At 61.5% G+C, this 13,406-nt stretch carries 12 protein-coding genes and 1 pseudogene; 2 read left to right on the top strand and 11 right to left on the bottom strand.

Going from position 1 to position 13,406, the window contains the following annotated elements; all coding sequences use genetic code 11:
- Nucleotides 1-86: 86 nt before the first annotated feature.
- The 11 genes and pseudogenes from AAZU54_RS10415 to AAZU54_RS10365 form a co-directional block, all read right to left on the bottom strand.
- A complete protein-coding gene (locus AAZU54_RS10415; RefSeq protein WP_434727120.1) occupies nucleotides 87-1,469 on the bottom strand; it encodes a sensor histidine kinase in 1,383 nt (460 codons plus the stop codon).
- A pseudogene (locus AAZU54_RS10410) lies at nucleotides 1,447-1,908 on the bottom strand (winged helix-turn-helix domain-containing protein); the annotation flags it as partial. The pseudogene AAZU54_RS10410 and the gene AAZU54_RS10415, both read right to left, overlap by 23 nt.
- A 39-nt stretch (nucleotides 1,909-1,947) precedes the next feature.
- Nucleotides 1,948-2,964, bottom strand: coding sequence for a branched-chain amino acid aminotransferase (locus AAZU54_RS10405; protein ID WP_392465084.1), 1,017 nt, complete (start codon nucleotides 2,962-2,964; stop codon nucleotides 1,948-1,950).
- 118 nt (nucleotides 2,965-3,082) lie between these two features.
- Nucleotides 3,083-3,232 (bottom strand): hypothetical protein, encoded by a 150-nt coding sequence (locus AAZU54_RS10400; RefSeq protein ID WP_186555268.1) that lies wholly within the window; start codon nucleotides 3,230-3,232, stop codon nucleotides 3,083-3,085.
- A 12-nt stretch (nucleotides 3,233-3,244) separates the two neighbouring features.
- Nucleotides 3,245-3,604 (bottom strand): hypothetical protein, encoded by a 360-nt coding sequence (locus AAZU54_RS10395; RefSeq protein WP_186555269.1) that lies wholly within the window; start codon nucleotides 3,602-3,604, stop codon nucleotides 3,245-3,247.
- Entirely contained in the window at nucleotides 3,601-3,975 is a 375-nt protein-coding gene (locus tag AAZU54_RS10390; RefSeq protein WP_186555270.1) for a glyoxalase superfamily protein, read from the bottom strand. Before AAZU54_RS10390 ends, AAZU54_RS10395 begins: the two co-directional genes overlap by 4 nt.
- 74 nt (nucleotides 3,976-4,049) lie before the next feature.
- Complete coding sequence (icmH, locus tag AAZU54_RS10385; protein ID WP_434727119.1) at nucleotides 4,050-4,892, bottom strand: type IVB secretion system protein IcmH/DotU; 843 nt, start codon at nucleotides 4,890-4,892, stop codon at nucleotides 4,050-4,052.
- A gap of 53 nt (nucleotides 4,893-4,945) precedes the next feature.
- Nucleotides 4,946-6,091, bottom strand: coding sequence for a DUF6708 domain-containing protein (locus AAZU54_RS10380; protein WP_434727118.1), 1,146 nt, complete (start codon nucleotides 6,089-6,091; stop codon nucleotides 4,946-4,948).
- Entirely contained in the window at nucleotides 6,091-8,733 is a 2,643-nt protein-coding gene (locus AAZU54_RS10375; protein ID WP_434727117.1) for a T6SS effector BTH_I2691 family protein, read from the bottom strand. Before AAZU54_RS10375 ends, AAZU54_RS10380 begins: the two co-directional genes overlap by 1 nt.
- A 10-nt stretch (nucleotides 8,734-8,743) precedes the next feature.
- Entirely contained in the window at nucleotides 8,744-9,625 is an 882-nt protein-coding gene (locus AAZU54_RS10370) for a DUF4123 domain-containing protein (RefSeq protein ID WP_405130344.1), read from the bottom strand.
- Entirely contained in the window at nucleotides 9,622-11,814 is a 2,193-nt protein-coding gene (locus AAZU54_RS10365; protein ID WP_434727116.1) for a type VI secretion system Vgr family protein, read from the bottom strand. Before AAZU54_RS10365 ends, AAZU54_RS10370 begins: the two co-directional genes overlap by 4 nt.
- Nucleotides 11,815-12,249: 435 nt before the next feature.
- Here AAZU54_RS10365 and AAZU54_RS10360 point away from each other — a divergent pair, with 435 nt between their 5' ends.
- Nucleotides 12,250-13,083, top strand: coding sequence for an urease accessory protein UreD (locus AAZU54_RS10360; RefSeq protein ID WP_434727115.1), 834 nt, complete (start codon nucleotides 12,250-12,252; stop codon nucleotides 13,081-13,083).
- Nucleotides 13,084-13,093: 10 nt separating this feature from the next.
- A complete protein-coding gene (locus AAZU54_RS10355; RefSeq protein WP_186556975.1) occupies nucleotides 13,094-13,396 on the top strand; it encodes an urease subunit gamma in 303 nt (100 codons plus the stop codon).
- Nucleotides 13,397-13,406 lie beyond the last annotated feature (10 nt).

The following is a 13,406-nucleotide window of genomic DNA, read 5'->3' as shown; positions in this document are numbered from 1 at the left end:
CCCACAGGGACCGCGCATGCCTAAGGGCGGCGCAGTCCTTGTGGGAGCGGGCTTGCCCGCGAAGGGTCGCAAAGCGGCCCCAGGCTTCAACTGGCCAGCGGGCAGTGCAGCACCAACCTTGCCCCGCCTAGTTCACTCTCGCCAACCTCCAACCTAAACCCATGCAAATCCACGATCGCCGCCACGATCGACAATCCCAGCCCAAACCCCGGATGCCGGTGACCTTCGTCACTGCGATAAAACCGCTTCAACACCGCAGCCCGTTCCTGCTCGGGAATCCCCGGGCCACTGTCCTCGACAGCAATATGTACGCCCTCGGCATCCTGCCGGGCGACGATCCTCACCTGGCCGCCCGCTGGGGTGAACTTGATGCCATTACCCACCAAATTGGCCAACGCCTCGAACAGCAGTTCGCGATCACCGTGCAGCGCCGCCAACTGCGCCGGCTGCTCCAAGCTCAGGCGAATGCTGCCATCCTCGGCCAGCGGCAGGTAGAAATCATGCAGCTCGACTAACAGCGCATGCGGATCGAGTTCGACGAACCCGGCCCGGCGCTGGCGGTCTTCCAACTCGCTGATGCGCAGCAAGCCGCGAAAACGCGCCATCAGCGTGTCGGTTTCACCAATGGCCTGGTCCAGCGCCTCGGCCTGCGGCGAATCATCGCCACTTTGCTGTCGAATCCGGTAAAGCTGTGCGCGCAGGCGGGTCAGCGGTGTGCGCAGATCATGGGCAATGTTGTCGCACACACCCTTGACCTCGTGCATCAGCCGCTCGATGCGATCGAGCATGGCGTTGACGATGGCAGCGAGCATGTCCAGCTCATCGCGGCGTGCCGACAGCGGCAGGCGGTGGGTCAGGTCGCCGGCGACGATCAACTCGGCGCTGGCCTGCACCGCGCGGATACGTTTGAGCGGGCGTCGGCGCAGCAAATACCAGCCAGCGAAGCCTGGGATCAGGGTCAGCGAGATGCCCCAGAGCAAGGCATCGAGGATGATCCGGGTGACCACGAACAACGAGCCGTTATCGCGTAGCAGCACCAGCCAGCGGCCATCCTGAACCTTGATCGCCACGGCATCGCAGCTGTCGCTAAGCATGTGTGGGTCATCTGCGTCCAGGCAACGCTTGAGCTCATGGATCTTGCCGTCCAGCCCCAACTCCGGCGGTATGCTGCGGATCCGCCCGCCAATCGGATTGAGCTGGGCGTCGAACAGCCCGTAGGCGTCAAAGCTACGCTCTTCGAAGGCCTGGCTGGCAATCAGTGCATCGTCCAGCTGCTTGCCGCTCATGTGGGCGAACAAGTGCTGGCGTTGCAGCATCGAGTGGCGGGTGAGTTTGTTCAGGTAGCTGGAGACCTCGAAGTACAGCACCCCCATGAGGATGCTGCTCCAGGCCACGAACAGAAAGCTGTACAGCGCCAACAGGCGGCTGGTCGAGGAGCTCCAACCCTTAGACGGGTTCAGCAATGGCATAGCCCGAGCCCCGTACGGTACGGATCAGCGGCGACTGGCCGGGCGAGTCGATCTTCTTGCGCAAACGCCCAATGTGTACATCGATAAGGTTGGTGCCGGGGTCGAAGTGATAGCCCCAGACCTCCTCGAAGATCATCATCCGAGTGATCACCTGGCCGGAATGGCGCATCAGGTATTCCAACAGCTTGTACTCGGTAGGCAGCAGGTTCAGGGTCTGTTCGCCGCGGCGTGCTTCGTGGCTGATCAGGTCCAGCTCAAGGTCGGCGACCTGCAGGCGGGTCTGGGTCATGGGCACGCTGTTACGCCGTAGCAGCACTTCGACCCGGGCGGCCATCTCGTCGGAAGCGAATGGCTTGGTCAGGTAGTCATCGCCGCCAGCGCGCAGGCCGCGCACCCGCTCGTCGACATCGGACAGGGCGCTGATCATCAGGATCGGCGTGGGAGCGGGCTTGCCCCGCGATGAAGGGGTAAAACGTGATCAGGCGACCTTGACGATCCAACCTGCCGGCGCTTCGACATCACCGCTCTGGATGCCGGTCAGCTCGTTGTACAGCTTGGTGGTCACCGGACCGACTTCAGTCTCGCTGTGGAACACATGCAGCTTGCCGTTGTACTGAATACCCCCGATCGGGGTAATCACCGCAGCGGTGCCGCAGGCGCCAGCCTCGACGAAGCGCTCCAGGTTGTTGATCTCTACGTCGCCCTCGATCACTTTCAGGCCCAGGCGCGATTCGGCCAGTTCCATCAGCGAAAGGCGGGTGATACCTGGCAGGACCGAGGCCGACTTGGGCGTCACGAATTCGTTGTTGGCGGTAATGCCAAAGAAGTTCGCCGAACCGACTTCCTCGATCTTGCTGTGAGTCAGCGGGTCGAGGTAGATGCAGTCGGCGAAGCCGGCTTTCTTGGCTTCGTAGCCAGGCTGCAGGCTGGCGGCGTAGTTGCCACCGACCTTGGCCGCGCCAGTGCCTTGCGGCGCGGCGCGGTCGAAGTCGGAGATCAGGAACTTGTGCGGGGTCATGCCGCCTTTGAAGTACGAGCCGACCGGAATGGCGAAGATCGAGAAAATGAACTCCGGTGCGGTGCGCACACCGATGTTGTCACCCACGCCAATCACGAACGGACGCAGGTACAGGGCACCTTTGCCGTGCGGCGGAACGAAGCGCTCGTTGGCCTTGACCACCTGCTTGCAGGCTTCGATGAACTGTTCGGTCGGCACGCGCGGCATCAGCAGGCGGTCGCAGCTGCGCTGCATGCGCAGGGCGTTCTGGTCGGGGCGGAACAGGTTGATCGAGCCATCCTTGCAACGGTAGGCCTTCATGCCTTCGAAGCATTGCTGGCCATAGTGCAGAGCAGTCGAGCCTTCGCTGATGTGCAGCACGTTGTCTTCGGTCAGGGTGCCCTTGTCCCACTCGCCATCGCGAAACACGGACAGGTAGCGCTTGTCGGTCTTGATGTAGTCGAAGCCAAGCTTGTCCCAGTTAATCTCGTTACTCATGACACCCTCGTTTGTCTTGCAGATGCCCGATCGCTCAGGCTGCTGTTATTTGCGCACCTCGCCACGATAATACATCCGCCGCAGATCGGAAACGCCCAGTCATAGATTCGCCGCTCAGTCACAGCCGCAGATTGCCGGTTGGCTGCAAGCGTTCGATAAAGGCCAGGTCATGCGCAACCACCCGCATTGCCCCGCGAAACTGGCCGAGCATCAGTTCCAGCGCGTGCAGCGAAAGCAGGTCGAGATGAGTGTTCGGCTCGTCGAGCACCAATAGCGCCGCTCAGCGCCCCAGCAAACGTCGATCCCAGTTGCCCGCATGGCTGTGCTGGCACGCTTGCTCGCTGTCGAAACGCACGTGCCAGGCGACATGATCCAGGTGCACGCCAGCCTCGCTCAGGGCCTGGGCAGTCAGCTCGAGCATGCGCGCCTTGGCAGCTCCTGCCACGGCGGCGTCCTTGTCGGCTTCTTGTTCGAATACCCAGGTGATGCGCAGGCTGGCAGGAAAGTTGTCTGGCGCAAGTCGGTGGGTGAGCCAGGTGAAGCCGACGATCTCGCTTTTGGCGATCTCGCAGGCTTCGGTCAGGCAAACCACCAGCTCACGCTCCAGGCGGGCCAGGTCGCGTTTGCTCAAGGCCTTCATTGAGCGCTGTCGTCGATCTGCTGGCAGAAGCGCAGGCGATTGCCGAAAGGATCCCAGATCTGCATCTGCAAGCCCCAGTCGACGGGCTCAGCCTCGGGGCGCGAATAGCCATATTGCTTGGCCTGCAACTCGCGCTCCAACGCTCGCAGATCTTCCACCCGGGCAAAAATGGTGGCGCCGGGCGAGGCATCGCCGTGGTGCTCGGAAAGGTGCAGGATCAGGCCATCGCGGTGGATCTGCGCGTACAGCGGCAGGTCCGGCGAGAAACGGTGCTCCCAGTCGAGTTGAAAACCGAGGAAGTCGAGGTAGAACTCCTTGGCCTTGTCGACCGAGAAGATGCGCAGGATCGGGATAGCGGGGGCGAGGTGCATGGGACGTCCTTGGTCATTGGCGAGCCGTTACTTTAGCGCAGTTCGTGCTCGCCTTAGCCGGTTGCGTTCAACGCCTACTGCAGAATGCCGTTGAGCGATTGCAGTACTTCATCGGTAATCATCTGCAAGCGATAGCTGTAGAAGCCGTACAGCGCGGCCAGGGCCATAGCGCTGATCAGCAAAGGGCTCCACCATGGCCACTGGCGCTGCATGCGAAAATTGCGCGGTGCAACATTGTGCGATGAGTCTGCAAAGAACTCGGGTGTCGGGCCCCGGAGCTCGCGGATGATCGCGTGCAACTTGACGATCAGTGCTTGAACAGCCTCGTCACCCTTGGGTTCGATAGCGTATTTGCCCATAAGGCCCATGCACAAACACATGTACATGAACTCCAGTACGTCCTGAAAGCGTCGTGGCTCCTGCATCATGCGCGACAGCACGGTAAAGAACATCTCCCCGCCCCAGGTTTCCTGATGAAAGTCGCTCAGCAAGGGCTGTTGGCTCCAGCTGGAGTTCTTGCCCCAGTCCGTCCGCATCACGGTCTCGTCAAGATACAGGCACAGCGAGTACGAATAGGCCAGCAACTGGGTCGGCTCATACGCGTGTTGGCGCATTTCCTCCAGGATTTGGTTGATCTGGTTGTGAACCTGTTTGTACAGCTGTGCAATATCGCTGTGGCCGTCCAGCGTTTGCAGACGCATCGCCAAGCCAAACAACGGCATTGCTGCATCGATCATCTGATTGCTGAAGGCGCCACGTAATTGAAATTGAGGGTCGGCGGCATAGAGCGGGGCGTGTGCTTCGGGGCGGGATTTGATTGTGGGTGGCGGGGTGCTCTCGCGGGTGGCCTTGGCGTCTTGGAAATTTATGAGTAGGCCAGCGCCCAGCGCATCCTGCTTGGTGTTTTGCGTGCTCATCGATTATTGCTCCTAATTATGTAGGGGGGCCGAGTTTTGCGTCTGGTTGCTGGTTACGAAGGCTTAGGGTCGGCTTTGCGAATACGAGAGACCTTGCGCGGTTTCTTCTCCGGGCGTTGACCTGGGCGTACAGCCCAAAGGTGGGCGTTTTCTCGGAGGCGCTGCTGAATGTGCGGTGGATAGTCGGCAAGGGTCGTCAACGGCGGTACAGGCTTGCCTGGCATACCTGCTTGGCGAATGATCTTGGGCCAGCGCGGTTTCCAGCACAGCAGCAGGCTGAGCCAGTGGCCGGTGCCGATGATCAAGAAAGCGGGGGAGATCAGGACCAGGCCGACCTTGATCAGCTTCGAGGCATTGCGGAAATAGTGCGTGACGCCTTCGAACTGCGGGGTGAACGCTTGCCATGGCCAGGGGAAGTGCGAGGTGATGCGTGGTCGGGGTAGTCCTTCGGGGCCTTCGTCCATGAAGCGGCGGATGAACTCCCACTCGTCGCGGATTTCGCCTTGATGGTTTGCTGATTTGCCGACCCAGGCAACTTCTGTGCGTAGCGTCCCGGTAAACGGGGGAGACCAACAGAGGGCAAGGGGGACACCTATACCGCCTGCCACTGCATACTTGTCAGCGGAACCACTTGAAGTCACCCCTTCCCACGGCAGCGTGACGATCCCGCCACAGTAGCTTGGGCGATGTAGATACACCTGTTGAGTGATACGGTTGAAACGGATCAATAGGTGACGGGAAGTGAACATCTCGAGTCGGGTGAAACGTAGGCAGTATTTCAAATAAAACCAAGTTGTGGGTAGTGTAAGTATGGTGAGGCCGATGGCCATCCACAGGTACCCAGTTGCGATAGCACCCTCACTGTAATAGTAATCTGTGGTCCAAATTGTACCTGCAGTAATGCCAATGAAGCCGTTGATTATTAAAAAAATAATTGTGGCGGACACAATGCTGATGAGTCCCCGTTTTTCTTCAAACATGCCGCTGCGAATCTCAAGGATGCGGTTGTTGAATACGTAGACGGGGCCGCGACTTTTTGGGGTTTCACTGGCTCTAAGTTTTGCAGCGGCCATTCCTTCTTGTTCATCGCTTTCGTAAGTGCAGATTTTTTTGCGTAACTTTTGCGTTCGCGCATCTTTTTTTCGTTCTTCTTCTGGGATGAGTGAAGCCTCCCAGGCGCCCCATTCAAAAAAATACATCACAATGCCTCGCTGATAGCGTTTAAGAGGCTAGATATTTCATCTTTGTCCGAGTTGTAGCGTGCTCCGCTGTGCTTGAGGCTGAAACAACATTTGTCGCACCACTGTTCCAGCGCGTTATCATCTACCAGCAGTAGATATAGAGTCGCACTAAGCGCTATGGCTCCGCCAATCCACCCCGCGCGGCTAAGCAGGAGCATTAGTGTTCGGTTTGCTGCAAGTCGATTGGATAAGTAAGAAAGTTCAAGAAGGATAGAACTAAGCTGAGCGTATCCAGGTTTTAAGGATAACCATTGGAAATACATGCCCGCTTGCGAAAAAGCGACACCGCCTTGGCCCATCACGAGTGTGCCTGTTGCCACTGCTCTGGCGGAGTAAGCTAAGCCGAGTTTCGCTTCATGACTTCCTATCGCATCTGATTGGTCAAATTTAGACTTCGCATCAGCAAAGTCCCAAAAAATACTAACAACCCCTCCCGCAGCCGCCATCCCCGCTCCCCACAAGCGAAAGCGCCCCAGGCTGACTTGCGCCCCCCGTGCCGCTGCCGATCCCTGACCTACAGTGGCCAGCGCCTGTTCGGTCCCCACCGCGAGTAATTCCATGCCCGCCGCCGCACTGGTCAACCCCGCGGCTGCCACTTCACTCCAGAACCGCCGGTCCTTGTTGTCCCGTTGCCCCTGCAGCAACAGCAGGCTCGCCTCAAGCAGCAACAACCCACTGGCGACGCGCAATCGGTAGAACGCATTGCTCTGCGCGGCCCGCACACTGTCGACGTAGGCTTGCTCCAGGCGGCGCACGATGGGCGCGGCGACGCGTCCGGGGGAGGGGGCGCGGCCATCCAGGGCGTGTTCGGCCAGGCGCAGGTTCAGCGCCTGCTCACCCAACGAGGCCACCAGGTAGGTAGTCAAGCGTCGATGCAGCCGGTGGTCGCTGCTGTTGGGCATGCCCGCCTGCAGGCTTTCTCGCCCCAGCTGGCCCAGCCATGCCAGGGCGCCAGCGGTGTTGATCTGGCTGTGCTCGGCAAGCTGATCGAGGTGGCCATCGACGCGGCTGAACTGGGCAGCCAGTTCCTTGGCCTGCTTGAGCGTGGTGTCGAGCATCTGCCACGGGTCGGCGGGCGCCTGCAGGTTGGCGAGCTTCAGCCGGGTTTGCTCCAGCACCTGGGCGATGTCGCGCTGGTTGAACACGAACGAGCGCAGCGCCAGGTTGGCTGGGGTCATTTCTTCGGCTTGCCACCACTGGGCCAACAGGCGCGCGCCGGCCGGCACCGCTTCCATGCCGATGACGCACAAGCCGCTCTGGTGAGCGAAGCACAGCCCACTGTTGAGGTCGTTGTCGTCGTAGTAGGCCAATGCCTCCAGCAACGTGGGGCTGAGCAGCCAGGCCAGATGGTCGTCGGCGCGTGCCTCGGCCAGTCGTTGCGCTTCTTCGCTCTCCTGGCGGAACCAGCCAAGCTGTACGCGCATACCGCCCAGGTTGACCCGGGGCAGGTAGCGTTGTTCGAACTGTTTGGCGAACTCGCCTTGCTCGGCGCGGGCTTGCAGGTCTTGGCGCACCAGCTCGCTATTGATATCGATGAGGCTGTCCTTGAACTGATTCCAGCCTTCGCGGTTCATCCCTGGCAGCAAGGCTTGATCGCTGTCTTTGAGCTGCACGCGCAAGGTTTCGGCGTGCCGGCCCATGAGCGCGGCGACCTTGCGTTCGCTGAACTGCTGGTGCAGCTCGGTGAAGGCTTGGGCGACCAGGGTCTTGCGCTCGTTGCTCGGCCCGGGCTTGCCGTCGGGGCCGGCCGGCTCGGTGGTTTCCAGCCAGTCCTTGAGGTGTTCAAGACCGGCGTTGCGCCAGGCATTGAGCTCTTGGGTGATACCGATGGCATCTTCGACCACCAGGGCAACCCCGCGTGGCTTGAGCGGGTCTGCCATGGGCCTGAGCATCTGCCGGACGCCGGCCAGGGAGAGGACGCTGGGTGTGCTGAACAGTTGGCGCTGGAGCAAGGTGCGCAGCTGCGGATCGTACTCGGCGGCAAAGTCGGCGACTTGTTCGAGCTGGTCATGGGTCAGCACATGGGGTTCGGGCGTCGGGCAGGCTGCGCCGGTGAAGCGGCCAATGTTCACGGCGGGCAGGCTGTGCCGCCGGCGCAGCAATTGTTGCTGGGCGGCTACGGTCAGCGGGTCGGGGCTGTAGAACACGCGCAGCGATTGCAGATCGTCCAGGTCGTGCACGTTGAAGGCCCAGGCGATGTTGCTGAGTACGTCCCGCACGCCGAGGGCTGGCGGTGGCTCCCAGGGCGCGTCGGGCTCGGTGAGTGACAACGAGCCGTTGGCAGCAATCCGATAGGGCCGGTGCAGGGTAGCGCGGCCAGTGCTGGTGCGCTGTTCCATCACGTACAGGAACCCTTCGCGCAAAGGGCGTATGGCATAGGCTGCATGCTTGAGCTCGGCGACTTGCTGGGGCTGGCGCAGGTGCTCGGCCAGATCGGGCAAGCGCTTGCGCTGGCCGGGGTTGCCGCCGACCACGGCGTAGCGCAGCGGCAGGATGGTGAAAGTGCGGGTGCAGCTGACGGCGGGGCCGAGGTCGAACTGTTCGCTGAGCTCTTCGCAGGATTTGCGGTTGAGCTCGAGGAAGTCTTGCCAAGCGATCATCTGAGCGTCCTTACTGCAGCGATTGAATGTTCGCCTGGGCCAGGGCGTCGGCGAGCAGGTGGGTATTGGCACGGGCTTGATCCAAGGCGTGCTGCCACGCAGCACAGGCTTTCAGGGTGGTCTCGTGGATAGCCATGCAATTGACATAGGTGATCAAGTCCGCTTGCCGGGTCAGGCCGGCGGCGCGCGCTTGAGCAAGATGGTGTTGGGCAAGCCCAAGGCGCACCCCGTGACAACGGGCAGGCATACCGCTGGCGGCCAGTGTGCTTTTGAGTTGCTCGGCAAGGCGCTGGCTAAGCGGTTCACCGCTGAGTGCATGCCAGCACGCCTGGTCAAGCGCCAGGCCAGACAGGCGCTTGCCGGCAGGCAGGTCAGCTCCGCTCAGGCACTGCCAGGATTGTTTTTGATGATCTGGATAGGGCACCCACCAGCTATGGATAGGCGCCAGCCAGTGCGCGATGTCTGGCAGATCCCGGCGTGCATGCAGCACTTTCAGGCTGTGTTCGGTGTGATAGCGCAACAGGTAGCGATGGCCATCGGCAGCCCGCACGATGTTGGCTTGGCCAAGGTGCTCAAGCAACGCTGCGGCCGACAGTTTGCTGACGATCCAGCCACAGATGCCTTGCATGGCAAGTTCATTGAGCATCCAGAAAAAGTCCCACTGGCCTTCCAGGCTGGCGCCCTCGCGCGGCACACACAGGCAGGGAGACACCGATAGCAGGTTTTTGAAATCGCTCTGCTGCAAAAGCGACCACAGCCTGCCTGGGCATTTGCTCGCGAGCTGTTCTCGCCCTTGTTCGCTGAGCCGGCCGAGCTCGACGATCGCGGCCAGGCGATACTGCGAAGACTCGCGCAAAGGCGTGAACAGGGCATCTCTAAAAGCATCATTCATTGGCCGGCTCCTTCCATGCGTACCACGCTACGGCCCTCTTGGATGGCTTTGAGCAGGCAACTGACGCATATCGGCTCGCCAACCACTGGCGCGCCGTCGATGGCAAACGCGTTGCTACTGCCGGTAGCGTTTTGCGCCACCGGGCCTTTGATAGTGATGGCCACGCCCTCGAGGGTAATGCCGGCGCCATCGAGCCGAAGCAGTCCGCCTGGGCTCTTGATGGTCAGGCTGTCGGCGACTTCAATTTCAAACACCTGGGTCTGCTGCTTGATCGCTTGGCCTGCACGTAGCTCGACATGGCCGGCCACCTGTTGCTGCAGATGGCCGCCAATTTCCACCGAGTGATTGGCGGTGGTTTTGTCCTGGCGGTGATTGCCGACCGTTTCGATCCGATCCTGGCCGGTGACAATGGTCTGCGTGCGGCCGATGGTCAGGCTGTCGTCATTGCTGATTTCATGGAGGCGGTTTTGGCCAATGCTGACGGACTCATCGCGGCCAACGTCTTCGCGGCGGTCATTGCCAATCGAGACCGTTTCGTCATGCTCGACCCGTTCGCTGCGGTCGTTGCCGACGAAGGTGGTTTGGTTGTGCTTGACGTGGTTGTTCTGATCCCTCTGCGCATGAATGAACACCTCCTCATGCCCCAGCTCATCCTCGAAACGCAGCTCATTGAAACCTTGGCCCTTGTGGGTCTGGCTTTTGATGGTCATGCGCGTCTTGTGCTTGGGCAGCTCGTACGGCGGTAGCTGGTTGGCGCAGTAGGTGCGGCCGGTGATCAGCGGCTGGTCGGGGTCGGCATTGACGTAGTGGATGATCACTTCCTGGCCGATCCGTGGGATGGCCATCGCGCCCCAGCTGCCGCCGGCCCAGCCTTGCGAGACGCGGACCCAGCACGAGCTGAACTCATTTTCCTGGCTGTCGCGGTCCCAGGGGAAGCTGACCTTGACCCGGCCCCATTCATCGCAATAGATCTGCTCGTTGGCCGGGCCGACCACGGTGGCCATGTGCGGGCCGTCGATATGCGGCTTGGGCAGCAGGGCGGGTTTCCACTCGATGCGCCCGGGAATCAGCGTCGCCTGTTGCAGGTAGCGGGTGCCCTGGTCGGCGCCCACCGCCTCTTGCTGCAGGCTGGTGAACTGGCAGCCCTCGTGGTGCACGCCGATCACCCGCCAGTGGGCGTTGAGGTCTTCGCGCGGGTGGTCGATCAGGTTGAAACTCAAGCCCGGTTGCAGGCGCACATCGTCGCCTTCGATCTGGGCGATGCGCGCATCGTGGCGCAGGGCGGTGAGGCGGTTGTGGGTGAACGGCTTGCCGACCACATCCCGCTTGTAGCGTCCGGGATAGTCAAAGCGCTCGTAGGCCGGGGACTGGTGTTGCAGGTCGCTGGCAGTGGCGGCATGCTCCTGGCGGTAGGCGGGGTGCTTGAAGCTGTAGTCGCGCTGCACCTGGCGGGCGCTGCGCACCTGTTCGCTGTAGCGAAAGCGGTGCAGGGCAGGTTTGGCCTGATCGCCGCCGCCGTTGGGCTGGTAGAGCACGGCGATGGGGTCGGCGTCGGGTGTTTCGACGTCATCGACGAAGCCTTCATCGTCGTCTTCGGCCTTGATCACGCTGCGGCTGATCAGGCCCATCTCCAGCAGGCGGTCGGTGATGATCAGTTGATGGCCGGTGGCGCTGTGCTCGAAGCTGTAGATAAAGCCTTCTTCGGCGGCCAGGCGGGACAGGAAGTCGAGGTCGGTTTCACCGGCCTGGACACAGAATTCGCGAACCTGATGGTCGAAACAGGCCACCAGGCTGACATTGCTCAGCCGCTGGGCCTGGAACATCAGCTCAAGGATTTGCGGCACGGTCTTTTGCTGGAAGATGCGCCAGTTCGAGCGCAGGCTGGCGCGGGCCAGCTGTGGTTCGACCAGCGCCTGGTAGCGGGTGCGAGAGAAGCCGCTGTCACCCTGGCTGAAGCTGCTGACCAGGCCGTGCACGTAGCGCACCGGGCGTGGGCCGTGCCAAATGGTGAACAGCACAGGCTGGTCGAGCAGCTGGGCAAAGTCGACGTCGGCGTCTGCGCTGACCAGCTCCAGGTAGAGCTTGAACGGAGTGCTCAGGGCTTCATCGAGGGTGAACGAGACCACCTCGAATGCGGCGTCGCCGACCAAGGGTTGCAAGCTGTAACGAAGATCGGATTGGCGGGGCATGAGAAGTCCTTGTCTGCTGGGAAGCGGCCATCCATTTGGCAGATTCGCGGGTTGTGCGCTAACAGCCACGCAGGAAATGGACTGCCTCGGGCTCAAGCCCCGACACTAACGAAGAAGCATTTCTCAGTGATATTTTTGCCTTCCCAAAAGGGTGTAGGAAGTTTCTCTATTTCATCTGGAGGGACAGGAATGGACGCATCGCGGGCACCGTATCGGAGCAATCTATCGCCCTGCGATTGTGCGCCAAGGCGCAGGTGCTCGATGCCAGAGCATCTGCGCAAACAGTTTCACAATCGTTCACCTGCGTAGTTGGCCCGCAACCTGCTATATCCAGCCATCGAATTTGATCGAGTGGTCAGGCTGGTAAAGCATCTTCGCTGCTACCCCCGACCCTCATAACCGGCCATAGCGCCACGGATTTGCAGGGGCCGCAGGATGTTGCAGGCGGAACAACCAGAGAAAATCGAACAGGACGCGGGTTGGAGCGCCCACCTGCAGTTGCGCTTCGTCGAGCGCGATGGGGTGACCCGCCTTGGTGCGCGCAAGCATTTTGGACCTCTTTTGGTGCAGCGCCCGTTCTACCCAGAAGGTGCACCGTGCCATGTGTACATCCTGCATCCGCCCGGGGGCATCGTCGCGGGTGACCGCCTGGAGCTGGACATCCAGCTCGAACCTGGCAGTCATGCACTGCTCACCATGCCGGGGGCCAGCAAGTTCTATCGCAGCATCGGGCCCACCGCGCGGCTTACGCAGCGCTTTCACCTGGCGGCGGGCAGCACCTTGGAGTGGCTGCCACAAGACAGCATCTTCTTCTCCGGCGCCAGGGCCAGCCTCGATAGCCGCTTTACCCTTGAACCCGGCGCCCGGCTGCTGGCCTGGGAGACCCTGTGCCTGGGCCGGCCGGTGATGAACGAGCGCTTCAGCCAAGGTGCGCTGGACAGCCGCCTGCGCATCGAGCTGGCGGATGATCCGGGCCTGCACGAGCGCCTGCGCATCGAAGGCGGGCGCCTGGCAAAAGTTGCCGAGCATCCATTGCTCGCGACCTTCTGCGCGGCCCCGGCCGACCAGGCCCTGCTCGAGCAGGTCCGCGCCGAATTGGAGCAGCTCGCCAACCCAGCAGGCGCGACCCTGCTCGGTCAGTTACTGGTGATCCGCCTGCTCGATCACGACAACCAACATCTGCAACACACCCTGCAGCGCCTCTGGCATGTGCTGCGCCCGGCCGTTCTCGGCCTGGCGCCATGCCCGCCGCGCATCTGGGCTACCTGAGAGAGACGCCGTGGAGCTGACCCCAAGAGAGAAAGACAAACTGCTGTTGTTCACCGCCGCGCTGCTGGCCGAGCGCCGTCTGGGCCGCGGCTTGAAGCTCAACTACCCGGAAGCGGTGGCGTTGATCAGCGCGGCGGTGATGGAGGGCGCGCGGGACGGGCGCAGTGTCGCCGAGTTGATGAGCCTGGGGCGTGAAGTGCTCAGGCGTGACCAGGTCATGGACGGCGTACCCGAGATGATCCACGACGTCCAGGTCGAGGCGACCTTTCCCGACGGCACCAAGCTCGTCACCGTTCACGACCCTATCGTCTAAGGAGCCCCGC

The sequence above is a fragment of the Pseudomonas sp. Je.1.5.c genome (genome assembly GCF_051129895.1).
Classification (GTDB): domain Bacteria; phylum Pseudomonadota; class Gammaproteobacteria; order Pseudomonadales; family Pseudomonadaceae; genus Aquipseudomonas; species Aquipseudomonas urmiensis.
This window is presented reverse-complemented; position numbering and strand designations above follow the sequence as displayed.